This is a genomic window from Faecalibacterium sp. BIOML-A1, assembly GCF_009679715.1.
In the GTDB taxonomy this organism is placed as follows: domain Bacteria; phylum Bacillota; class Clostridia; order Oscillospirales; family Ruminococcaceae; genus Faecalibacterium; species Faecalibacterium taiwanense.
On sequence record NZ_WKZJ01000003.1, the window covers coordinates 178,075 to 200,230 of the forward strand.

The following is a 22,156-nucleotide window of genomic DNA, read 5'->3' on the forward strand; positions in this document are numbered from 1 at the left end:
TACATGAGGAGAAAAAATTATGACATATACAGAAGACTTTAAGTGTATTCTTGCTAAACAGGACAATGTGGTAAATGCAAATCTGTTCATTTTGAGAAATAGCAACCCCAAGAAGATAAAAGTTTTTCCTGAAGAAGTGAGCAGTGTGTTGCTGGAAAAATACTTTGAAACACTATCAGTTACAACAGATGAAAGCGAGTTTGTGGACTTTATTCCAGATACAGTCGAAAAAAATACTTTGCAAGTTATTAATACGGAAGTCCTAGATCTTTGGCCGGCAATGGTGACCGCAAAGGATAGGTTGCAGAATGTGAATAGGGCTGAAATTACAGTTGAAGACTACAATTGTAGTGGAAACACTATAATGATGGACATCGAATTTGATAATGGTGAACATGTGTACTTTCTGACAGTCTATCGTAATGTCGCAGCATGGTATAGAAACAATATTTGCTTTACAAAAAAAGAAACAGGAAAATTTCATCAGCAATCTGGAAATGTGCTAGCATTGACACCATGGGTAGATGCGGTTATCTTTGACAAAAAATGCTATATTATTAACGAAGTGAACTTTAATAGAATATTTAAGTTTGATGAGGTTATTAAAAATCAAGTGGCCGCAAATGAACGGGAAATTCGCAGCATGGGATTTATTGATGACAGCGACATATTCATGGATTTTTTGGTAAAATCGAAGCGTCACAAAAATTCTATGGCAAAAATTATTATGCAAAAACGTCTTGAAAAAATTAGGACATTTTCTCCACAGTATATCAGAGAACAAATTGAGCATCAGCCAAGGTTGTCCTTTATATCGTACACAGAAAATGATAAGATTGTTATAGACAAAAAGTCATTTGAAGCGGTTATGGGAATTTTGTGTGGTCGGATTAATTTGGACCTGATAACAAAGGAGCTGAATGGAATGATGGAAAGTGAGTAAATTTGACAGACTGGCGTTAGCAATAAGTTGCTTTTTGCCACTATTCATTATTTTTGGTTTGGAAAATTTATGTGAAGCAAAAAGTATGTTTTCACCAATTGAAAACATAACTTGGAGACTCTCATTGCTGAATCAATCAAAAGGGTTTTACTTTAATGTCAGTCAATTTTCAATTTGGCTAATTCTTCTTATGGTTGGGATTGTTGGAATTGTCCGATTCCATAGAAAATTTCTGAAAGCTAAAAAGCTATCAAAAGAAGTGGTCGTTTTAGTAAAGGCTGAAAATATCACGGCGGACTATTACTTTACGTATTTTTCTTTGTTCGTGATTTCTTTTTTTAGTGTTGATCCGACAGTTCCTAAAGATGTCTTGATTTTTTCTTTTCTGATGGTGCTGATTATATGGGTTTATATTGTAAATGAAATGTATTTCGTGAATCCCGTCTTGAATATACTACGTTACAAATCTTTTTCTATTGTCTATCATAAAAACTTAAAATTAGAAGAAGATGATGAAAAAGAAATTGAGGAGTTTGAAATTAAAGTGTTTTCGAGAGTGCCGTTAAACAGAATGATGGGCGAAAAACTTTTTGTGACGTTTAGTCAGCATGACTTTTCTGTATGCTATCCAGTTATGAAAGAAGGGCGGTAGGCTATAGAAAAATGTACGTGTTCAATTTGCCGTTTGTAGCAAATCTGTAGCAAATCGAGTCTATTTAACGAATCATCGTTCTAAAAAACGAAAAGTCATCATGCATCACACGCAGGGGGTCTGGGGTTCGAGTCCCTAATTCTCCACCAAACAGTTCGTACTCGAACCCGATTCTTTACGAGAAAGGGTTCGGGTACGTTTTTTGTTTATCGGAAGTTCTGCGGAAGGACTACTCGGAACGGTAAACGAGCAAAGGCAGGGTATCACTATGATAGTGGTATCCTGCCTTTTGCTTTGCGGAATCAAGTTCGCTTTGTGCGAACTTGGTCGTCCCCCTCTATATGGCGCGTTTGTGAGTAGTCGCTGCGTACGTGCGTACCGGGAGCCTGTACACCTCTGACAAGGTGTAACACACTAGACTTTGTGCCAAAGTCTGTGTGCCAAGGGGTCAAGCTCCTTAGAATCCCTGCGGAGCGTGTACGCACGTACGCAGAAAAATGGCAAAATTTCACTATATCGGGGTGTTCTTTCATGGTGGAGTGTGGTATACTCGGCTTAGCCCAGTAAATCGGAATTTGTGAGGGTAATTATGATAAATTTTTTGAATGATATAAGGAATGCAGAAAATCCAATATCCAATAATAGAAAACTTATAAATACCATAGCGATATTGTTTCTCGGAATAGCTTTGGGAACTTTCTCAAAATATCTGGATTTTCGTCAAACTGAACTTCCAGGTGTGCTTATGGCAATAAATGGAGTTTTAGATATTGGTAATTTTCTTGGGCGTTTTGCAATCTGGATATTGATTGCACTGTGTATTTCTATTTATAGCAATTCTGCAATAAGAGCAAGCATCAATGTTTTTGTATTCTTTGTTGGTATGGTTGCAAGCTACTATTTGTATTCAAACTATATTGCAGGATTTTTCCCAAGAAGTTATGCGATGATTTGGTTTGGATTTACAGCTGTTTCTCCATTATTGGCTTTTGTCTGTTGGTATGCAAAGGGGAAAAGCAAACTGGCATTTATACTATCAGCGCTGATTTTGGCAGTATTGTTCAATATGTGCTTTGTATATGGATGCTGGTATTTTAATGCAAAATCTGTTTTGGAAGTGATAGTCTTTATTATTGGACTTATTGTTTTGAGGAGAGACACATTGAGGAGTTCTGCGCTAATGGGAACGATTAGTATAGTTCTTGCAGTTTTACTTGATATGGTTATTCCATTTCATTTTGGATAAACAACTTCCAGTTTGCCGTACTCGTTCCAGCAGGGTTTGGGGCAGGCACGCCCCAACAAGAAGCTGTCCCAAAGGGGCAAGAATTTTCAGAATTGAAAATTTGTGGCCACGGGACGATTCTTGCTCTCACCTTTTTCGCTGCGTTTCGCAATTTTCACATTTCAATCTGCTCGCAGATTGTTGACAAGCTGCGCTTGACCCGATACTATAAAGGCAAGTCGAATACGCGCCAAGGAGGTGCAACCATGACCGCCGTAATCTACGCCCGCTATTCTTCTGACAGCCAGCGCGAAGCGTCCATTGAACAGCCAGCGCGAAGCGTCCATTGAAGGGCAGCTGCGCGACTGCAAGGACTACGCCGAGAAGAACGGTATCACCGTGGTCGGCACCTATATCGACCGTGCCTACTCTGCCAAAACGGATGACCGCCCGGACTTCCAGAGGATGATAAAGGACAGCGCGAAGAAAATCTTCGATGTGGTTCTGGTCTGGAAGCTCGACCGCTTTGCCCGGAATCGGTTCGATGCCGTGAACTACAAGTACCAGCTGGAAAAGAACGGTGTCCATCTGGTGTCTGCCATGGAACCCATCTCGCAGGGGCCTGAAGGCATTATGGTGGAGAGTATGCTGATTGGCATGGCGGAATACTATTCCGCCGAACTCGCCCTGAAAGTGGCGCGCGGTGAGCGCGAAAACGCCCTCCAGTGCAAGTACAACGGCGGTGTGGTGCCGCTGGGCTTCACAATTGGCAAGGAGGACAGGCTGTACCATATCGACCCGGAGACGGCTCCCATCGTGCAGGAAATCTTCAGCCGGTATGCCGACGGCGAACCGGCCGAGAAGATCGCAGCATCCCTGAACGAGCGCGGTCTGCGTACCCGCACCGGGAAGCCGTTCGTGAAGAACAGCTTCTTCCAGATCTTCCGGAACCGCCGCTACATAGGAGAGTACCGCTATAAAGACATCGTGACACCGGGCGGCATTCCCGCCATCGTGGACGAGGATTTGTTCAACCGGGTACAGCAGCGTTTTGAGCAGAACAAGATCGCCCACGGTCGGCCTGCAAAAGAGGATGTGAGCTATCTGCTGACCACCAAGCTGTTCTGTGGCAAGTGCGGCACCCTGATGGGTGGCGAAAGCGGCACCAGCCACATGGGAAACACCTACTATTACTACAAGTGCGGCAACGCCAAACGCCACGGCAAGGCGCACTGCGACCTGAAAGCCATCCGCAAGGAGCCTCTGGAGCGGTTCGTGGTGGACACTGCCATTAAGGTGATTTTTAGCGATGAAATCATCGAACAGCTGATAGATTTGGTCATGGAAGCCCAGCAGAAGGAGAACACCCGGCTGCCTGTCCTGAAAGACCAGCTCAGGGACACAGAGAAGCGGCTGGCAAACCTTCTGGAAGCCATTGAACAGGGCATCCTGACCCCGACCACCAAGCAGCGTTTGGACGAGCTGGAAGCCCGGAAAGAAGCCCTGAACACCAGCATTCTGGAGGAAGAGCTGAAAAAGCCCGTCCTGACCCGTGAGTGGATTCGGTTCTGGCTTGAAAAATTCCGCAAGGGTGACGTGGGCAGTACGGAACACCAGCGGCAGATCATTGATACCTTTGTCAACTCGGTCTACGTCTTTGATGACCGGGTCGTACTCAATTTCAACTTCACGGACGATGCCAAGACGGTTACCCGTGAAGAGGTTTTAGGTTCGAGTGCTGTGGACAATGCTCCACCACGAGTCCCCAGACCTTTTGGTCTGGGGACTCGTGGTGGGCGGTACAGGACTCGAACTATTTCTCCCCGGATACAGGCAGAAAACGAACAAAGGCAGGGTACCACCCTGAGGGTGGTATCCTGCCTTTTGAATCTTTGTGTGGAAAACCTGCTTACAGCAGCGGGATGCCTGCCTTGGCGCAGGCTTCGCGGGTGGCTGCGTCCCAGACGCTGGCCTGCACTTCGCCAATGTGGGCGCTGCCCAGCAGCAGCATGCACAGGCGGCTCTGGCCGATGCCGCCGCCGATGGAGTAAGGCAGCTCACCGTTCAGTACGGCCTTGTGGAAGGGCAGGGCGCGGCGGTCGTCGCAGCCAGCCATGGTCAGCTGCTTGTCCATGCTTTCAGGGCTGACGCGGATGCCCATGCTGCTCAGCTCATAGCTGCACTGCAGCGGGTCATTCCAGAACAGCAGATCGCCGTTCAGATCCCAGTCGTCATAGTCGGGGGCACGGCCGTCATGGGGCTTACCGCTCTTCAGCGGAGCGCCGATCTTCATCAGGAAGGTGGTGCCGTGCTCCTTCACAAAGGCGTTCTCACGCTCCTTCGGGGTCAGGTCCGGGTACTGGTCCTCCAGCTCCTGCGTGGTGATGAAGGTGACGTTGGGGCTGTGCAGCGGCAGCTCCTGCAGCTGGGGGAACATGGCGTGCAGGTTCATCTCGGTGGCGCAGACAGCGGACACGATGGAGCGCACCACGCTCTTGAGGTAAGCCTCGTTGCGGTCTTCCAGACGGATCACCTTTTCCCAGTCCCACTGATCCACATAGATGGAGTGCAGGTTGTCCAGATCTTCGTCGCGGCGGATCGCGTTCATATCGCAGTACAGGCCCTTGCCCACACGGAAATCGTAGTCCTTCAGGGCCTTGCGCTTCCACTTTGCCAGTGACTGCACCACCTGTGCCTCAATGCCGCTTTCCTTGATATCAAAGGTGACCTTGCGCTCGACACCGTTCAGGTCGTCGTTCAGACCGGTGGATGCTTCCAGAAACAGCGGAGCAGACACGCGGTACAGGTTCAGTGTGGCGCACAGGGTGTCGGCAAACAGACGTTTGACCGTACCAATGGCGCGCTGCGTGTCGTACAGGTTCAGCGCGGGCGTATAGTTTGCCGGGATGATGGTTTTGCTCATAACAAAATACCCCTCTTCTGTTGGATTCTGGCCCTGATTTCCCAGTACAGGGCACGGCTTTTGAACCGGAAAATACTTGTTTCATTATGGCATATTTTTTTAAGAAAGTAAAGTGAGAAGGCAAAAAAAGAGACCGCCGGTAAGGCAGTCCCGTTTCCGCAGTGAGAAGGGCGGCTTTGCATCAGCCGAAAAGCCCCTTCAGCAGGATCAGCAGCACTTTTACAAAATCGCCGGTGCCCAGCAGCTTGTGCAGAGAGATCAGAGTAGATAACATGAATGTTTTGCTCCTTTTTTTGCAATTTCGGGCCAAAATGCCCGGCATGCATGGAATACGGCTGGGCAGAGCAGCAGATTGCAGGAAAAAATTGGGAGAAAACAAAACGGCACCCGTGCCGCTGCAAAAGCAGTACGGGTGCCGGAAGATCAATTGGTTTTCAACAGCTTCAGCGCTTTACGTTGAAAGCTGCCATGCCGGGGTAAACGGCGCTGCCGCCCAGCTGCTCCTCAATGCGCAGCAGCTGGTTGTACTTTGCAACACGCTCGGTACGGCTGGGAGCACCGGTCTTGATCTGGCAGGTGTTCAGCGCCACGGCCAGATCGGCAATGGTGGTGTCCTCGGTCTCGCCGGAGCGGTGAGAGCTGATGGCGGTGTAACCGGCCTTGTGGGCCATCTTGATGGCCTCCAGCGTCTCGGAAACAGAACCGATCTGGTTCAGCTTGATCAGGATCGCGTTGCCTGCACCCAGCCCGATGCCCTTGGCCAGACGCTCGGTGTTGGTCACAAAGAGGTCGTCGCCCACCAGCTGGACCTTGCCGCCCAACTCGCGGGTCATCTCCTGCCAGCCTTCCCAGTCCTCTTCATCCAGGCCGTCCTCGATGGAGATGATGGGGTACTTTTCCACCAGACTCTTCCAGTGTGCGATCAGCTCGCTGGAGGTGAACTCGGTGCCGGCCTTGGGCAGCTTGTAGAAGCCCTTGCCCTTGGGGCTCTTCCACTCGGAGGACGCGGCATCCATAGCCAGCATGAAGTCCTTGCCGGGCACGTAACCGGCCTTTTCGATGGCGGCCAGAATGGTCTCAATGGTCTCCTCGTCGCTGGACAGATTGGGGGCAAAGCCGCCCTCATCGCCCACGGAGGTAGCCAGCCCCTTGGCCTTCAGGATGGAAGCCAGAGCGTGGAAGACCTCCGCGCACCAGCGCAAAGCTTCCTTGAAGGAGGGCGCGCCCACGGGCATGATCATGAACTCCTGCGTATCCACGGTGTTGGTGGCGTGTGCGCCGCCGTTCAGAATGTTCATCATGGGCACGGGCAGACGGTTGCCGTTTACGCCGCCCAGAAAGCGGTACAGCGGCATATCCAGAGAAGCAGCGGCTGCACGGCAGGCGGCAATGGACACGGCCAGAATGGCGTTTGCGCCCAGATTGGATTTATCTTTGGTGCCGTCGGCCTTGATCATGGCAGCGTCGATGGCGTAGATGTCGGAGGCATCCATGCCCACAACAGCATCAGCAATGACGGTGTTGATGTTCTCAACAGCCTTGGTCACGCCCTTGCCCAGATAGCGGCCCTTGTCGCCGTCCCGCAGCTCCAGAGCTTCAAACTCACCAGTGGATGCGCCGGAAGGTGCGCAGCCGCGTGCCACAGTGCCGTCGGCCAGAGTGATCTCCGCTTCCACGGTGGGGTTGCCGCGGGAGTCCAGGATCTCGCGGCCTACAACAGATTCAATTTCCAGATCGTTCATCTCGAAAACCTCCTGAATATCATTTCCTTCCCTGTGCTGCCCGGGGCGGGCAGACGGGTGACGGCCAATTATGATAGTTATGTCTAACTAACCAATAGTATCCTACCACGCTTTCCGGCCCGGTGCAAGAGCCGATGCGCATGTTTGTGGATGTAAACTTTTTAAGGGGCAAAAAACGGCAGCTGATGGGGCAGAACATTCCGGCAAAGCAGGAAACAGCTGGTCTTTACAGTCTGCCCACTGGCAGCAGCGGGGATGCATCATACTTATCATATTAATTTCATATGGCAGATATACTAAAATTTTTCTTTACTTTTTGTCAGGACGACTCTATACTGTTTTTGGTTTTAATATGTTTCTTTATGGTAGATAGAGGAGGATTTTCTATATGAATAAGGATCTGACGGTCGGCAAGCCGTCACAGGTTTTGTGGCAGTTCTGCCTGCCCATGTTCGGCAGCATCATCTTCCAGCAGCTGTACAACATTGCCGACAGCCTTGTTGCAGGCAAGTTCATCGGCGAGAATGCACTGGCTGCTGTGGGCAACAGCTACGAGATCACCCTGATCTTCATTGCATTTGCCTTTGGCTGCAACATTGGCTGCTCGGTCATCGTGTCCCGCTACTTTGGCGCAAAGGACTACGATGAGATGAAGACTTCGGTCTACACTTCCCTGATCGGCTCTGCCGTGCTGTGCGCCGTGCTGATGCTGATCGGCCTTGTGGGCTGCCACAGCCTGCTGGAGCTCATCAACACCCCGGAGGAGATCCTTGCAGATTCTTCGCTGTATCTGGATATCTACGTGCTGGGCCTGCCCTTCATGTTCTTCTACAACATCGCCACCGGCATCTTCTCCGCTCTGGGCGACAGCAAAACGCCCTTCTATTTTCTGGCAGTCTCGTCCCTGTCCAACATCGGCGTGGACATCCTGTTCGTGGCCGGTCTCAAGATGGGCGTAGCCGGTGTGGCATGGGCCACCTTCCTGTGTCAGGGTGTGAGCTGCGTGCTGGCCATGGTGGTGGTGTTCCGCCGCATCAGCGCCTTCAAGTCCACCCACAAGGTGGTGCTCTTCTCCTGGAACATGCTGGGCAAGGTAGCCATGGTCGCCATCCCCAGCATCCTGCAGCAGAGCTTCGTCTCTGTGGGCAACATCATCCTGCAGAGCGTCATCAACACCTTTGGTGCCAGTGTCATTGCAGGCTACTCTGCAGCCGTCAAGCTGAACAACATGGTCATCACTTCCTTTACCACGCTGGGCAACGGCATCTCCAACTACACCTCCCAGAACATGGGCGCGGGCAAGATGGACCGTGTGCACAAGGGCTTTGGCGCAGGCCGCAATCTGGTGTGGATTATCTGCGTGCCCATCGTGCTCCTGTACTTCTTCTTCGGCCGCTTCCTGCTGCTGCTGTTCATGAATGACCCGCAGGGTCCGGCCATCGACACCGGTATGCTGTTCCTGCGCATCCTGTCTCCCTTCTATTTTGTGGTGTCGCTCAAGCTGGTCACTGACGGCATCCTGCGCGGCTGCGGCATGATGGTGCGCTTTATGATCGCCACCTTCTCCGACCTAATCCTGCGCGTGGGCATCGCCATTGTGCTGAGCAGCACTGCTCTGGGCAGCACGGGCATCTGGATGGCATGGCCCGTGGGCTGGTGCATCGGCACCGGCCTGTCGCTGGTGTTCTACTTCACCGCCATCCGCAAGGTCCTTGCAGAGTCTCCGGCCAAAGCGGAAGCAGAGGGCAAAGCTGCCGAGGCACGTGCAGAGGCCGAGTTCGCCGCAGATGCCGAAATGGAGACCCTGTAACCCTTTTGCCACTTGTGAATTGTGTTCACCTGACACACAAACAAAATGAAGCAATTGAAATAGTGCACAAAACAGACCCACTGTTTTTGGCTATTTTGGCAACAAAATCCACAAAATGCCCCTGAAAGTATGGACGGTTTGTGAATTGCGGATTTTGGCTCACAGGTCTATAATATTGATAACGAAGCAAGGTCGCTTTGAGGGAAAGAGGGCCTTGCTTCCGTTTTTATACTGAAGCACGAATGCTCCTAAGGAGGATATTCACTATGAAAAAGATGATTTCTCGTCGTAATTTCTTGGCCGCTGCAGGTGTTGTTGCTGCAGCCGGCGTTCTGACTGCATGCGGCGGTTCTTCCAACAGCACTGCTGCTTCCGCCTCTACCGCAGCTTCTGGTGCCGCTGCTTCCGGCGACACCATCAAGGTGGGCGTTCTTGGACCTCTGACCGGTGATGTTTCCGTTTACGGTCAGGCCGTTGTCAACGGCGCTACCCTGTACCTGAAGCAGGTCAACGAAAAGGGCGGCATCAACGGCAAGCAGCTGGAGATCATCGCCATGGATGAGCAGGGCGATGCAACTCAGGCTGTTACCTGCTTCACCAAGATGTGCGATCAGGGCATCACCGCTCTGGTGGGCGATGTTACCACCACCCCGACTCTGGCAATTGCTGCCGAGAGTGCAGACTACAACATGCCCATGGTCACCGCTTCCGCTACCGCTGAGGCTGTCACCTACGATGCCGAGACCGACACCGTGAACGAGAATGTGTTCCGCGCAACCTTCACCGACCCGTTCCAGGGCATCAAGATGGCTGACTACGCTTACCAGCGGTTGGGCTACACCAAGGCAGCCGTCATCTTCCAGAAGGGCGCTGACTACAACGAGGGTCTGGCAGAGAACTTCGTCAACGAGTTCGAGAGCCTGGGCGGCACCATCGTCGATCAGGAGACCTACTCTGAGGGCGATGTGGACTACAAGACCCAGCTGACCACCATTCTGGGCAAGGCTCCCGAAGTGGTGTTCTGCCCCAACTACTATCAGGAAGTCGGTCAGATCCTGGCTCAGGCTGAGAGCATCGGTCTGGCAGTTCCCTTCCTGGGCGGCGACGGCTGGGATGGTCTGGAAGGCTACGCAACTGCCGACCAGCTGAAGGATGCCTACTTCTGCGCAAACTACGCAAAGGGCTCCAACCCTGACTTTGAGGATGCCTACAAGGCTGAGTACGGTGAGGAGTACCCCAACGGCTTCGCTCCTCTGGGCTACGATGCTGCCATGACCGTTGTCTACGGCATTCAGGCTGCTGAGGATGCCGGCCTGACCGCTGGTGATGACGACTATAAGCAGGCCGTCATCGATGCTATCGCAGGCGGCACCATTGATGGCATCACCGGCACCTTCACCTTTGATGAGCACCACAACCCCGTCAAGCAGACCGCTATCCTGTGCTTCGACGGTGCAACCCCCGTTCTGAAGGAAATGTTCTGATCTGCTTTGATCCTGCGCACCGGTGTGCGGCATGAAGGCAGTACTCAGAAATAAATGACCCATTGCGGAGACCGCCGGAACAGGTTTTGCTCGGCTGTCTCCGCTTTTTTGGTAAAAAAGTGCATCCCAAAAGGCGGGTCCTCCGCCGCAAAGAAAGGAAGTATCAGTCCATGACAGTGTTTTTTAGCCAGCTGATCAACGGCCTGTCCCTTGGCAGCATCTATGCACTGATCGCACTGGGTTACAGCATGGTGTACGGCATCATCCTGCTGCTGAACTTTGCCCATGGCGATGTCATTATGGTTGGTGCGTACATGTCCTGGTTCGTGATGAATCAGCTGGGCCTTGGCCCGGTCACCGCTGTGTGCGCCACCATCATCACCTGCACGCTGCTGGGCGTTGTGATCGAGAAGATTGCCTACACCCCGCTGCGCAACGCACCCCGTATCTCCCTGCTGATCACGGCAATCGGCGTGTCCTTCTTCCTGGAGTACACTGCAGAGCTGATCCTTGGTTCCGGTGCAAAGGTCATTCCGGCCTACTACACCAACCAGACCTTCCACATCGGCTCCGTGCCGCTGGGTCTCACCTCTGTCATCACCCTGCTGGTCACGGTGCTGTCCATGCTGGTGCTCACCTTCCTTGTGCAGAAGACCAAGCTCGGCAAGGCCATGCGTGCCGTGTCTGAGGATATGGACGCTGCCCGCCTGATGGGCATTAACGTCAACAGCACCATTTCCTTTACCTTTGCGGTGGGCTCCGCACTGGCCGGTATCGGCTCGGTGCTGTACTGCTGCAGCTACCCGCAGGCGACCCCCACCATGGGCTCCATGCTTGGCCTGAAGGCCTTCGTTGCAGCCGTTCTGGGCGGCATCGGCTCCATCCCCGGTGCCATGATCGGCGGCATCGCCATCGGCCTGTGTGAGTGCTTTGTTTCCGCCATCGGCCTTTCCGCATGGAAGGATGCCGTCACGTTTGCGATCCTGATCATCGTGCTGCTGGTCAAGCCCACCGGCTTCCTTGGCCGCAAGGTTCAGGAAAAGGTGTAAGGAGGGCATGAAGATGAATACCAAACGCAAAACGCTCAAAATGCCCGTGCGCTACCTGATGAACGCCGTGCTGGTGGCTCTGCTGTTCGTGGGCCTGTCCTTCCTCACCCAGAACGTGCTGTCCACCTACCAGAACAAGGTGCTTCTCACCGTGGGCATCAACATCATTCTGGCTGTCTCGCTGAACGTTGCCACCGGTTATCTGGGCCAGCTGCCGCTGGGCCACGCCGGTTTCATGGCCGTGGGTGCTTACACCTGTGCCCTGTTCACGAAATACAGCAATCTGCCCTCCGGTGTCGCTTTTGTCGTGGGTCTGGTGCTGGCCTGCATCGTGGCGGGCCTGTTCGGCGTGCTGATCGGCATTCCTGCTCTGCGCCTGACCGGTGATTATCTGGCCATCCTGACGCTGGGCTTTGGCGAGATCATCCGCATCACCCTGAACAACATCGATGATGTGCTGGGCTTCAAGCTGTTCTACGGTGCCAAGGGCCTGAAGAACATCCCCAAGTATTCTAACTTCGCCAATGTGTTCATCTGCGTGGTCATTACCTGCTTTGCCATCCACGCCATGATGAAGAGCCGCCACGGCCGTGCCGTGCTGGCCATCCGCGATAACGAGATCGCTGCCGAAAGCTGCGGCATCCAGACTACTTATTATAAGGTCATGGCCTTTGCATTCTCCGCCGCCTTTGCCGGTCTGGCCGGCGGCCTGTACGCCTGCTATCTGGGCGTTCTGGACCCCTCCACCTTCGGCTTCATGAAGTCCATCGAAATTCTGGTCATGGTGGTTCTGGGCGGCATGGGCTCCATGCTGGGCTCTATCCTGTCCGCGACCGTGCTTACCATCCTGCCCGAGGCGACCCGCAGCTTTGACAGCTACCGCATGGTAGTCTACTCACTGGTGCTGGTTCTCATGATGATCTTCCGTCCGGGCGGCCTGCTTGGCAGCTACGACTTCTCCATGAGCCGCATTGTGGAAAAGATCATGAACGGCGAACTGTTCCAGAAGAAAGCAAAGGAGGGCAAAGACCATGAGTGAATACCAGACTAAGCTGCACAGTGTGCCCTCCGGCGGCTTTTTGACCGACCGCGACATGGACAAAAAGCCCATTCTGGACGTGCGTGAGCTGGGCATCGACTTCGGTGGTCTGACCGCCGTGGATGGCTTCAACCTGATGATCGGCCGCAACGAGATCACCGGTCTGATCGGCCCCAACGGTGCCGGTAAGACCACCGTGTTCAACCTGCTGACCAACGTCTACCAGCCCACCCGCGGCTCCATCCTGATCGATGGTATGCCCACCGCCGGCAAAAAGACCTATCAGGTCAACCGCATGGGCGTGGCCCGTACCTTCCAGAACATCCGCCTGTTCAAGGAACTGAGCGTGATCGATAACATCAAGGTGGGCCTGCACGAGTCCATGAAGTACAATCTGGCATCTTCGCTGATCCGCCTGCCCAACTACTGGAAGGAAGAGAAGAAGTGCACCGAGCGTGCTCTGGAGCTGCTGGATATCTTCCACATGGCAGACCTCGCCAATGTGCAGGCAGGCAGCCTGCCCTACGGCGCACAGCGCCGTCTGGAGATCATGCGTGCACTGGCCACCAGCCCGAAGCTGCTGCTGCTGGACGAGCCTGCTGCCGGTATGAATCCCTCCGAGACTGCAGAGCTGACCGAGACCATCCGCCGCATCCGCGACGAGTTCAACATCGCCGTGCTGCTGATCGAGCATGATATGAGCCTGGTCATGGGCATCTGCGAGGGCATTGCCGTGCTGAACTTCGGCCGCATCATCGCCAAGGGCACGCCGGATGAGATCCGCAACAACCCGCAGGTCATCGAAGCCTATCTGGGCAAGAAGGAGGGCTAAGCCATGGCTGATACGTTACTGAAAGTTGATAACATCAACGTCTATTACGGCAACATCCACGCCGTCAAGGACATCTCCTTCGAGGTGGATCAGGGCGAGATCGTCACCCTGATCGGTGCCAACGGTGCTGGCAAATCCACCACCCTGAAGACCATTTCCGGCCTGCTGAAGCCCAAGACCGGCGACATCCTGTACAAGGGCAGCAGCATCAAGGGCATGCGCGCCCACAAGATCGTGGAAGCGGGCCTTGCCCATGTGCCGGAAGGCCGTCATGTGTTCCTGCACATGACCGTGGAAGAAAATCTGGACATGGGTGCATACACCCAGCCTGCTTCCACCATTGCACCCAACAAGGAAAAGGTGTTTGAGCTGTTCCCCCGCCTGAAGGAGCGCCGCAAGCAGCTGGCCGGTACCATGTCCGGCGGCGAGCAGCAGATGCTGGCTATGGGCCGTGCACTGATGAGCAACGCTTCCATGCTGATGCTGGACGAGCCTTCCATGGGCCTTTCGCCGCTGCTGGTGCAGGAGATCTTCGACATCATCCAGAACGTGCACAAGGAAGGCATGACCATCCTGCTGGTGGAGCAGAACGCACAGATGGCTCTTTCCGTGGCAGACCGTGCCTACGTCCTTGAGACGGGCCGTGTGGTCATGGAGGGCACTGGTGCCGAACTGCTGACCAACGAGCGCGTGCGCAGCGCATATCTGGGCGGCTAAGCAAAAAATCGTATAAGAAAAGGGGCTGTTGCACATGCAACAGCCCCTTTTTTGCAGTATTTGTTATGCCAGCAGAGACATGATATTTGCGGTAATCAGGCCGCCTGCCGTGCCAATGACGTAGCCCATCAGAGCCATCAGAACGCCAACAGGCACCAGAGCGCCGCTGTAGGCACCAGCCAGAATGGGAGCGGATGCGGAACCGCCGATGTTTGCCAGAGATGCAACACCGCAGGTGAACATATCCAGATGGAAGATCTTTGCCAGCAGCACCAGAATGATGCCGTGGATGGCCAGGATCATAAAGCCTGCCAGGATCCATGCGGGTGCATCGGTCAGCTCCAGGAAGCTTGCGCGGGAGGCAAGCAATGCCACCACGGAGTACAGCAGCAGGTTGGACAGCTCGGTGCTGCCTGCCATGCGGCCCACGGGGGTGACAGCGCCGATCAGGCCGGACAACGTGATGAGCAGGACGGTCCAGGTGGCCTTGTCCAGGAAGGGCATTGCGCCGTTCAGGGCTGCGCCGATATCCTGACCGAAGGCGGAGATCACCAGAGCCAGACCCAGCAGGAAGATCAGGTTGACAAAGCTGGCCTTATCCTCGTTGCCCTTTGCGTCCTCTTCCAGACGGCGGGACACTTCATCCAGCGTGGTGGTGTCGGCCTTGACCCACTTGTTGAACTTGGGAGCAAGGTTGATGGCCCACAGCAGGAACATGACCCAGATGGAGTAGTCAATGGAGTCCACCACCAGTGCGTAGGCCATGTCAGCTTCGCCGATGTCCAGCGCAGCCTGCACGGCGATCATGTTGCCGGAGCCGCCCATCCAGCTGCCGCACAGAGCGCCCAGTGCCTTCCATGCTTCGGAGCCAAGGGGCCCCTTCATGATGGCGAAGGTGGCAATGAAGGCCAACGAGATGGAGACGGAAGCGGCAAAGAAGCCGCCCAGCATCTTGGGACCCAGCTTGATGATCTTGCGGATGTCGCAGCGCAGCAGCATCAGGAAGATCATTGCATACAGCAGGTTGTTTTTCAGCACGGAGTAGGCAGGCTTGGTGGCCTCCATGTCCCATGCACCCAGCGTGCAGAGAATCATGGTAATGAGGTACAGCAGAACGATAGGTGGTGCATAGTCGAAGAATTTCGACTTCGTGTAGCGTTGCAGCCACACCAGCAGTGCGGCAATGAACACCAGCACGGCGATGTAGGTGAAACCGTTTGTGATCATGAACCCAATCCCCTTTCTTTTTGTGCAATTTTTTGCGGACAATTGTCTTTACAATATCGACAATTTCGTATACAATACTACCATAGATTTCATAATCTGGCAATATTTTTTTATCGAAAGGGGTAGGTTTTTGCATGAAAATCACGGAAGTACGTCTCGGTCTGATCTCCGTGCCGCTGCGCGTGCCTTTTAAGACGGCCCTGCGCTCGGTCAGCAGCGTGGAGGATGTGATCGTAGAGATCCACACCGACACCGGCGCTGTGGGTTATGGTGAGGCACCTCCCACCGGTGTGATCACCGGCGACACCACCGGTGCCATCATCGGTGCCATCCGCGACCATATCGCAAAGACCATCATCGGCCGCGATGTGGACGACTTTGAAGACCTGATGATCGCACTGAATGCCTGCATCCAGAAGAACACCAGCGCCAAGGCTGCTGTGGATATGGCCCTGTGGGATCTGTACGGCCAGCTGTACAAAATCCCTGTGTACAAGCTGATGGGCGGCGCAAAGAAGTCCATCGTCACCGACATCACCATCAGCGTCAACGACCCCGAAGAGATGGTGCGCGATGCCCTGAACGCCATCGACCGCGGCTACGACTGCCTGAAGGTCAAGGTGGGCAAAGAGCCGGAAAAGGATATTGCACGCCTGAGCGCCATCCGCGGTGCTGTGCCCAAGGAGACCTGCATCCGCATCGATGCAAATCAGGGCTGGACCCCCAAGGAAGCTGTGCGCATCCTGAACGGAATGCAGGAGAAGGGCCTTGATCTCGAATTCGTGGAGCAGCCGGTCAAGGCCCACGATTTTGAAGGCCTGAAGTATGTTACCGAGCGCTCCTATGTGCCGGTGCTGGCCGACGAGAGCGTGTTCTCCCCGCAGGACGCACTGACCATCATGCAGATGGGAGCCGCAGACCTCGTGAACATCAAGCTGATGAAGTGCGGCGGCCTGTACAACGCCCTCAAGATCGCATCCGCTGCCGAGGTGTACGGCGTGGAGTGCATGATCGGCTGTATGCTGGAAGCCAAGATCAGCGTGAATGCCGCCGTGCATCTGGCCTGCGCAAAGCAGATCATCACCCGCGTGGATTTGGACGGCCCCGTGCTGTGCAGTGAGGACCCCATCCTCGGCGGTGCAGTGTTCAACGAAAAAGACATCACTGTTTCCAACGAGCCGGGCCTTGGCATCAAGGGCATTGAGCCGGGCAAGATCAAGTATTTGGACTGATATGCCGTAAAAAATACGCCGTGCAGCAATGCACGGCGTATTTTTTATGTACAGATTTTACTCTTTGTAAGCCAGAATAGCCTTCAGGTATTCCCACACACGGGCCACTGATGCAATGTCGGCGCGCTCGTTGGGGGTGTGGACGTGCAGCAGGTTCGGGCCGAAGGAGATGCAGTCCAGCCCTTCGATCTTGCCCGAGAGGATGCCGCATTCCAGACCCGCATGCAGCGCCACGATCTGGGGCTTTTCGCCGTACTGCGCCTCGTACACAGCTACGCAGCGGTCGCGCAGGGCGCTTTCGCGGGCATAGACCCACGCAGGATAGTCACCGTGGAACCGCACACTGCCGCCCAGCAGCTCGGTGAGAGACTGTACCTTGCAGCTCAGCAGCTCCTTGGCCGAGGGCACCGAGCTGCGGATGGCAAACCGCAGGATGGCTTCGGTGCCGCTCATCTCGGCCACGCCGAGGTTCAGCGAGGTCTCCACAAGGCCGGGCACATCCATGCTCATGCTCTGCACACCCCAGGGCATCAGCAGCAGGGCTTTGCGCAGACGCTCGGCGGAGTTCGCATCCAGTGCATCGTATTCTCCGCAGCCCTCCTCGGTGAGCTGCAGGCGGATGCCCGGGTCAGCAGTGCCGAATTCTGCTTTCATCTGCGCGGTAAAGTCTGCCCCGGCAGCGCGCACGGCTTCGGTGATACCGGCGGGCAGCACCAGCGTAACGCTGCTTTCTTTCGGGATGACGTTTTCCTTTGCACCGCCGGAGAGGGTGAGCACAGCGTACTCTGCACCGTGGTCAGACAGCAGGGTCAGGTAGCGCCCCAGCAGAGCGATGGCGTTGGCGCGGCCTTTGTGAATCTCGGTGCCGGAGTGCCCTCCCGCAAGTCCCGCGATGTCCGCCTTCACGGCGGTGCCGGTCACAGCCGCACGGGTGATGGGCAGATGGCACTCGACGCGGCGTCCGCCCGCACAGCCTGCGGTGAGCACGCCTTCTTCCTCTGAGTCGATGTTGAGGAGCAGGCGGCCCTCAAGGTCGGAAAAATCCATGGCAGACGCACCCAGCAGGCCCACCTCCTCGCAGACGGTCAGCACGACCTCCAGCGCAGGGTGGGGAATGTCCTTTGCATCCAGAACAGCCAGCGCATAGGCCACGGCAATGCCGTCGTCGCCGCCAAGGGTCGTGCCCTCGGCGCACACATAGCCGCCGTCTACGACCGGGTGGATGGCATCCTTCTCAAGATCCAGCGGGCAGTCGGCGGTCTTGTCGCCCACCATGTCCAGATGGCCCTGCAGGATCAGGCCCGGCTCCTTCTCGTATCCGGGTGTGGCCGGTGCCTTGATGAGCACATTGCCCATCTCGTCCTGACGGCAGGCAAGGCCGTGGGCCTTGGCGAACTGCACGCAGTAGTCGCTCAGTGCCTTTTCGTGGTGGGAGGTGTGCGGAATGCCGCAGATCTCCTCAAAGTAATAAAAAACCGAAGCTGGTTCCAGATTGGATAATACGCCCATAATGTTCCCTCTCCTTGTGCTATATTTTAAGAAAAAAGGCCGGCAGAGCTGTGAGCCATGCCGGTCTTTCGAGTCTTTACTCTGCCTGACTCAGGCAGTCGTCCATGGCGGTGAACACAGCGTCGCTGGTCATGGTAGCACCGGCAACAGCGTCCACACCGCTGGTGGAACCGGCCTTGGTCAGCTGGTCTGCCAGAGTTTCAGCAGCGATGCCGCCCAGTTCGGGAGTCTCGCCGGATGCATCGATCTCCACACCGGTCACCCGGCCGCCGGTGACGGTGACGGTGACGGTCACATCACTCAGGCAGCCCTGAGCGCTGGACGTATAGATGCCATCCGTCAGGCTGGCGGCGTTGTCGGCAGCGGGCACAGTGCCGGTGTACTTGATGTACAGGCCGAGCACAACTGCCATAATGACAGTGACAACAGCCATGATGATAACATTCCGGGTGAGTTTCTTCATAAAAGATCAAATGCTCCCTTTTGACGTGATATATTTTTTACTTTGCGGGTTTGAAACTGTCGCGCAGGGTGACGACGCGGTTGTAAACGCCGGGGTTCTTGGAGTCCGGGGTAAAGAAGCCGGTGCGCACGAACTGGAACTTCTCACCGGGCTTTGCGTCCTTCAGGCTTTCTTCCAGCTTGCAGCCCTTGCACACAACAACGCTTTCCGGATTCAGGTAGTCCTTGTAATCGCTGCCCTCGGGGATGGCGTTCATGTTGGCCTCGGTGAACAGCTTGTCGTACAGGCGCACCTCGGCATCCACGGCATGGGCGGCACTCACCCAATGGATGGTGCCCTTGACCTTGCGGCCGTCGGCGGGATTGCCGTTGCCGGTCTCGAGGTCGGCGGTGCAGTGGATGGCGGCAATGCTGCCGTCGGCATTCTTCTCCACGCCGGTGCACTTGACGATGTAAGCGCCCATCAGACGCACCTCACCGCCAATGGTCAGGCGCTTGAACTTGGGAGGCGGCACCTCGGCAAAGTCCTCATTCTCGATCCACAGCTCTTTGGTAAAGGCCACCTTGCGGGTGGTGGTATCGTTGGCTTCGCGGTTGGGGTTGTTGGCTACATCAAAGTACTCGGTCTTGTCCTCCGGGTAGTTGTCTACGATCAGCTTTACGGGGTCCAGCACGGCAATGCGGCGCTGAGCGGTCAGGTCCAGCTCGCTGCGGATGCAGGCTTCCAGCTGGCGCATGTCGATCAGGTTGTCGGATTTAGAAATGCCGGCCTCCCGCACAAAGGTGAAGATGGAGGTTGGGGTGTAGCCACGGCGGCGCAGGCCGCACAGGGTGGGCATACGGGGGTCGTCCCAGCCGTCCACAATGCCCATTTCCACCAGCTCACGCAGGTAGCGCTTGCTCATGACGGTGTTGGTCATGTTCAGGCGTGCAAACTCACGCTGCTTGGGGAAGGCAGTGCCGAAGATGTTCTCGATGACCCAGTTGTACAGCGGACGGTGGTTCTCGAACTCCAGACTGCACATGCTGTGGGTGATGCCCTCAATGGCATCCTGAATGGGGTGTGCGAAGTCGTACATCGGGTAGATGCACCACTTGCTGCCCTGACGGTGATGCTCGGCGTACTTGATGCGGTAGATAGCCGGGTCACGCATGTTCATGTTGGGGCTGGCCAGATCGATCTTGGCACGCAGGGTCTTTTCGCCCTCCTGGAACTCACCGGCACGCATCCGGCGGAACAGATCCAGATTCTCTTCCGGGGTGCGGTCACGCCACGGAGAGGGACGGGAAGGCTTGCCGGCATCGGCACCGCGGTACTCGCGCATTTCATCGCGGGTCAGGTCGTCCACGTAGGCCTTGCCCTCCATGATGAGCTTTTCGGCATACTCGTAGCATTTATCAAAGTAGTCGCTGCCGTAGAAGATGCCGCCGTTGGGGTCGGCACCCAGCCAGTGCAGATCCTCGATGATGCTGTTCACGTACTCCTCACCCTCGCGGGCAGGGTTGGTGTCGTCCAGACGCAGGTTGAACTTACCGCCGTACTGGTTTGCAATGGACCAGTTGATGTAGATGGCCTTGGCACTGCCGATGTGCAGGTAGCCGTTGGGCTCGGGCGGGAAGCGGGTATGGATCTCGCTGATCTTGCCCTCGGCCAGATCAGCGTCGATGATGTCGGTCAGAAAGTTTTTATCTGCCATGTGTTTTCCCCCTGTCAAAGGCACAAAGTGCCTATATGTTCCATAATACTATATAATACACTATTCTGCCGATTTCTTCAAGAGAAAACCCTCTCAGTCTCGCATACGCTCGCCAGCTCCCCCGAGAGGGGGAGCTTAACTCCTCCAGTCACCTTCGGTGACAGCCCCCTCAGAGATGGGGCCCTTGGCAGTACGGTAAAGCTTTTCCTCTTTGCCAAAGGCTTCCCTCCCCGAGGGAGCTGGCAAAGCCGTCAGGCTTTGACTGAAGGAGTTCTCCCATCCGAAAAATCCCCAATTCATGTTGTTTTCCACAACTTTTTCCCTATCCCTTGACACCGCCGTGCAAGGAGAGTATATTTTTGCATGGCATACAGCGCATTTTGCCGTGTTTAAAATAGGAGGAACCCCATGAACAGTTTAAAAGAAGCGTTCAGCAGGAAAAATATGCTGAAGAATTTAAATTTCTTCGGTGAGCTGAATCTCGGCCTGATCCTGACGGCGGTCGGCATCGTTTACTTTAAAAATCCCAATCATTTTGCATTTGGCGGCACCTCGGGCCTGTCCATTCTGCTGGCAGACCTGTTCCCTAAGATCAACGTGGGCGGCTTTATGTGGATCATCAACCTGATTCTGGTGGTGCTGGGCTTCGTCTTTCTGGGCATCAAGACCATGGGCTGGACGATCTATTCTTCCTTTGCGCTGTCCTTTTTTGTGTCGGTGTGCGAGTGGCTCTATCCCGTCAACGTTTCCATGAGCGGCGATGCCATGCTGGATCTGGTGTTCGCCGTGTTCCTGCCGGCTCTGGGTGCGGCGATCGTGTTCGACATCGGTGCATCCACCGGCGGTACGGATATTGTGGCCCTGATTCTGGCAAAATATACCTCTATGGAGATCGGCAAAGCCCTGATGGTCAGCGATATCCTCATTGTGCTGGCGGCGGCATGGCGGTTCGGCATGGGCACCGGCCTTTACTGCATCCTTGGCCTGATCGGCAAGAGCTTTGTGGTGGACGGCGCCATCGAGAACATCCGCCTGCGCAAGGTGTGCACCATCGTGACGTCCAACCCGCAGCCCATTCTGGACTTCATCATCAAGGAAATGAACCGTTCCGCTACCGTGGAAAAGGCTTACGGCGCTTACACCCACCACGAGCTGAGCGTGCTGGTGACGGTGCTGACCCGCCGTCAGGCCCTGCAGCTGCGCAACTTCCTGCGGGAGAACGACCCCCGGAGCTTTATCACCATCGTCAATTCCAGTGAGATCATCGGCAAGGGCTTCCGCTCCTTTAATTAAAGGCATGGCAGGGCCACGCCGCTATTGACGAACCGCTCCAAAAACGATATACTATATTCCGGCGGTGCAGCAGTGCCGCCGGATGCCGGGGTGTTGCGCAGTTGGTAGCGCGCCTGCTTTGGGAGCAGGAGGCCGCGAGTTCGAGTCTCGCCACTCCGATATGACAAAAAGCCACGATGAACCGTTTACAAATGCGGTTTCGTCGTGGCTTTATTTGTTGCCAGTCCCCTGAGATCCGGCTGGAAGATGCCTTATTTGTGCGTTACCGTCTCAAAAACTGTCCCTGCGCTAAAGGGCAAATGCGCACCCGGCAGCTTTCC

General features: G+C 54.8%; 17 protein-coding genes, 1 tRNA gene and 1 pseudogene. 13 read left to right on the forward strand and 6 right to left on the reverse strand.

Annotated elements, in window-relative coordinates; all coding sequences use genetic code 11:
• Positions 1 to 19 precede the first annotated feature (19 nt).
• The 4 genes and pseudogenes from GKG36_RS05095 to GKG36_RS05110 all read left to right on the forward strand — a co-directional run.
• Entirely contained in the window at positions 20 to 943 is a 924-nt protein-coding gene (locus GKG36_RS05095) for a Kiwa anti-phage protein KwaB-like domain-containing protein (protein ID WP_154259538.1), read from the forward strand.
• Positions 936 to 1,595, forward strand: coding sequence for a hypothetical protein (locus tag GKG36_RS05100; protein ID WP_146746227.1), 660 nt, complete (start codon positions 936 to 938; stop codon positions 1,593 to 1,595). The genes GKG36_RS05095 and GKG36_RS05100 overlap by 8 nt, the downstream gene beginning before the upstream one ends.
• A gap of 589 nt (positions 1,596 to 2,184) precedes the next feature.
• On the forward strand, positions 2,185 to 2,841 hold the full coding sequence (locus GKG36_RS05105; RefSeq protein ID WP_004851532.1) for a hypothetical protein: 657 nt from the start codon (positions 2,185 to 2,187) through the stop codon (positions 2,839 to 2,841).
• A 300-nt stretch (positions 2,842 to 3,141) separates the two neighbouring features.
• A pseudogene (locus tag GKG36_RS05110) lies at positions 3,142 to 4,581 on the forward strand (recombinase family protein); the annotation flags it as partial.
• 148 nt (positions 4,582 to 4,729) lie between these two features.
• Here GKG36_RS05110 and asnA read toward each other — a convergent pair.
• Together asnA and eno are read right to left on the reverse strand one after the other, a co-directional pair.
• On the reverse strand, positions 4,730 to 5,743 hold the full coding sequence (asnA, locus tag GKG36_RS05115) for an aspartate--ammonia ligase (protein ID WP_005942692.1): 1,014 nt from the start codon (positions 5,741 to 5,743) through the stop codon (positions 4,730 to 4,732).
• Positions 5,744 to 6,186: 443 nt separating this feature from the next.
• A complete protein-coding gene (eno, locus tag GKG36_RS05120; RefSeq protein ID WP_097781302.1) occupies positions 6,187 to 7,485 on the reverse strand; it encodes a phosphopyruvate hydratase in 1,299 nt (432 codons plus the stop codon).
• 388 nt (positions 7,486 to 7,873) lie between these two features.
• Between eno and GKG36_RS05125 the strand changes: the two genes are divergently transcribed.
• The 6 genes from GKG36_RS05125 to GKG36_RS05150 all read left to right on the forward strand — a co-directional run bounded on the left by GKG36_RS05125 (position 7,874) and on the right by GKG36_RS05150 (position 14,416).
• Positions 7,874 to 9,295 (forward strand): MATE family efflux transporter, encoded by a 1,422-nt coding sequence (locus GKG36_RS05125; RefSeq protein ID WP_154259540.1) that lies wholly within the window; start codon positions 7,874 to 7,876, stop codon positions 9,293 to 9,295.
• A 266-nt stretch (positions 9,296 to 9,561) separates the two neighbouring features.
• Positions 9,562 to 10,779, forward strand: a complete 1,218-nt coding sequence (locus GKG36_RS05130) for an ABC transporter substrate-binding protein (RefSeq protein ID WP_154259542.1) — start codon at positions 9,562 to 9,564, stop codon at positions 10,777 to 10,779.
• 170 nt (positions 10,780 to 10,949) lie between these two features.
• Entirely contained in the window at positions 10,950 to 11,828 is an 879-nt protein-coding gene (locus tag GKG36_RS05135) for a branched-chain amino acid ABC transporter permease (protein ID WP_120079884.1), read from the forward strand.
• A gap of 13 nt (positions 11,829 to 11,841) precedes the next feature.
• On the forward strand, positions 11,842 to 12,867 hold the full coding sequence (locus tag GKG36_RS05140) for a branched-chain amino acid ABC transporter permease (protein WP_097774467.1): 1,026 nt from the start codon (positions 11,842 to 11,844) through the stop codon (positions 12,865 to 12,867).
• Complete coding sequence (locus tag GKG36_RS05145) at positions 12,860 to 13,699, forward strand: ABC transporter ATP-binding protein (protein ID WP_097774466.1); 840 nt, start codon at positions 12,860 to 12,862, stop codon at positions 13,697 to 13,699. The genes GKG36_RS05140 and GKG36_RS05145 overlap by 8 nt, the downstream gene beginning before the upstream one ends.
• A 3-nt stretch (positions 13,700 to 13,702) precedes the next feature.
• Positions 13,703 to 14,416: an ABC transporter ATP-binding protein gene (locus GKG36_RS05150; RefSeq protein ID WP_005942657.1), complete on the forward strand. Its 714-nt coding sequence runs from the start codon at positions 13,703 to 13,705 to the stop codon at positions 14,414 to 14,416.
• 63 nt (positions 14,417 to 14,479) lie between these two features.
• Here the strand turns inward: GKG36_RS05150 and GKG36_RS05155 are convergent, their stop codons facing one another.
• The gene (locus GKG36_RS05155) at positions 14,480 to 15,643 is read right to left on the reverse strand and encodes a DUF819 family protein (RefSeq protein WP_005942653.1); all 1,164 of its coding nucleotides are present in this window, start codon (positions 15,641 to 15,643) and stop codon (positions 14,480 to 14,482) included.
• A gap of 134 nt (positions 15,644 to 15,777) precedes the next feature.
• Here GKG36_RS05155 and GKG36_RS05160 point away from each other — a divergent pair, with 134 nt between their 5' ends.
• Positions 15,778 to 16,875, forward strand: a complete 1,098-nt coding sequence (locus GKG36_RS05160; RefSeq protein WP_097774465.1) for a dipeptide epimerase — start codon at positions 15,778 to 15,780, stop codon at positions 16,873 to 16,875.
• Positions 16,876 to 16,932: 57 nt separating this feature from the next.
• On the opposite strand, the gene GKG36_RS05165 is transcribed toward GKG36_RS05160, so the two are convergent.
• The 3 genes from GKG36_RS05165 to GKG36_RS05175 form a co-directional block, all read right to left on the reverse strand.
• On the reverse strand, positions 16,933 to 18,384 hold the full coding sequence (locus tag GKG36_RS05165) for an aminoacyl-histidine dipeptidase (protein ID WP_154259544.1): 1,452 nt from the start codon (positions 18,382 to 18,384) through the stop codon (positions 16,933 to 16,935).
• Between the two features lie 76 nt (positions 18,385 to 18,460).
• The gene (locus GKG36_RS05170) at positions 18,461 to 18,847 is read right to left on the reverse strand and encodes an FMN-binding protein (RefSeq protein WP_154259546.1); all 387 of its coding nucleotides are present in this window, start codon (positions 18,845 to 18,847) and stop codon (positions 18,461 to 18,463) included.
• Positions 18,848 to 18,884: 37 nt separating this feature from the next.
• Positions 18,885 to 20,543: a glutamine--tRNA ligase/YqeY domain fusion protein gene (locus GKG36_RS05175; protein WP_005942643.1), complete on the reverse strand. Its 1,659-nt coding sequence runs from the start codon at positions 20,541 to 20,543 to the stop codon at positions 18,885 to 18,887.
• A gap of 408 nt (positions 20,544 to 20,951) precedes the next feature.
• Here GKG36_RS05175 and GKG36_RS05180 point away from each other — a divergent pair, with 408 nt between their 5' ends.
• Complete coding sequence (locus GKG36_RS05180) at positions 20,952 to 21,836, forward strand: YitT family protein (RefSeq protein ID WP_005942639.1); 885 nt, start codon at positions 20,952 to 20,954, stop codon at positions 21,834 to 21,836.
• Positions 21,837 to 21,922: 86 nt separating this feature from the next.
• Positions 21,923 to 21,995: transfer RNA gene (locus tag GKG36_RS05185), tRNA-Pro, on the forward strand.
• Positions 21,996 to 22,156 lie beyond the last annotated feature (161 nt).

Bases quoted from the DNA above. Each gene is read 5' to 3' on its own strand.
- GKG36_RS05170 (WP_154259546.1), bottom strand. From the start codon at position 18,847: ATGAAGAAACTCACCCGGAATGTTATCATCATGGCTGTTGTCACTGTC.
- eno (WP_097781302.1), bottom strand. From the start codon at position 7,485: ATGAACGATCTGGAAATTGAATCTGTTGTAGGCCGCGAGATCCTGGAC.
- asnA (WP_005942692.1), bottom strand. From the start codon at position 5,743: ATGAGCAAAACCATCATCCCGGCAAACTATACGCCCGCGCTGAACCTG.
- GKG36_RS05125 (WP_154259540.1), top strand. From the start codon at position 7,874: ATGAATAAGGATCTGACGGTCGGCAAGCCGTCACAGGTTTTGTGGCAG.
- GKG36_RS05165 (WP_154259544.1), bottom strand. From the start codon at position 18,384: ATGGGCGTATTATCCAATCTGGAACCAGCTTCGGTTTTTTATTACTTT.
- GKG36_RS05175 (WP_005942643.1), bottom strand. From the start codon at position 20,543: ATGGCAGATAAAAACTTTCTGACCGACATCATCGACGCTGATCTGGCC.
- GKG36_RS05095 (WP_154259538.1), top strand. From the start codon at position 20: ATGACATATACAGAAGACTTTAAGTGTATTCTTGCTAAACAGGACAAT.
- GKG36_RS05180 (WP_005942639.1), top strand. From the start codon at position 20,952: ATGAACAGTTTAAAAGAAGCGTTCAGCAGGAAAAATATGCTGAAGAAT.
- GKG36_RS05145 (WP_097774466.1), top strand. From the start codon at position 12,860: ATGAGTGAATACCAGACTAAGCTGCACAGTGTGCCCTCCGGCGGCTTT.
- GKG36_RS05150 (WP_005942657.1), top strand. From the start codon at position 13,703: ATGGCTGATACGTTACTGAAAGTTGATAACATCAACGTCTATTACGGC.
- GKG36_RS05155 (WP_005942653.1), bottom strand. From the start codon at position 15,643: ATGATCACAAACGGTTTCACCTACATCGCCGTGCTGGTGTTCATTGCC.
- GKG36_RS05135 (WP_120079884.1), top strand. From the start codon at position 10,950: ATGACAGTGTTTTTTAGCCAGCTGATCAACGGCCTGTCCCTTGGCAGC.
- GKG36_RS05160 (WP_097774465.1), top strand. From the start codon at position 15,778: ATGAAAATCACGGAAGTACGTCTCGGTCTGATCTCCGTGCCGCTGCGC.
- GKG36_RS05140 (WP_097774467.1), top strand. From the start codon at position 11,842: ATGAATACCAAACGCAAAACGCTCAAAATGCCCGTGCGCTACCTGATG.
- GKG36_RS05105 (WP_004851532.1), top strand. From the start codon at position 2,185: ATGATAAATTTTTTGAATGATATAAGGAATGCAGAAAATCCAATATCC.
- GKG36_RS05130 (WP_154259542.1), top strand. From the start codon at position 9,562: ATGAAAAAGATGATTTCTCGTCGTAATTTCTTGGCCGCTGCAGGTGTT.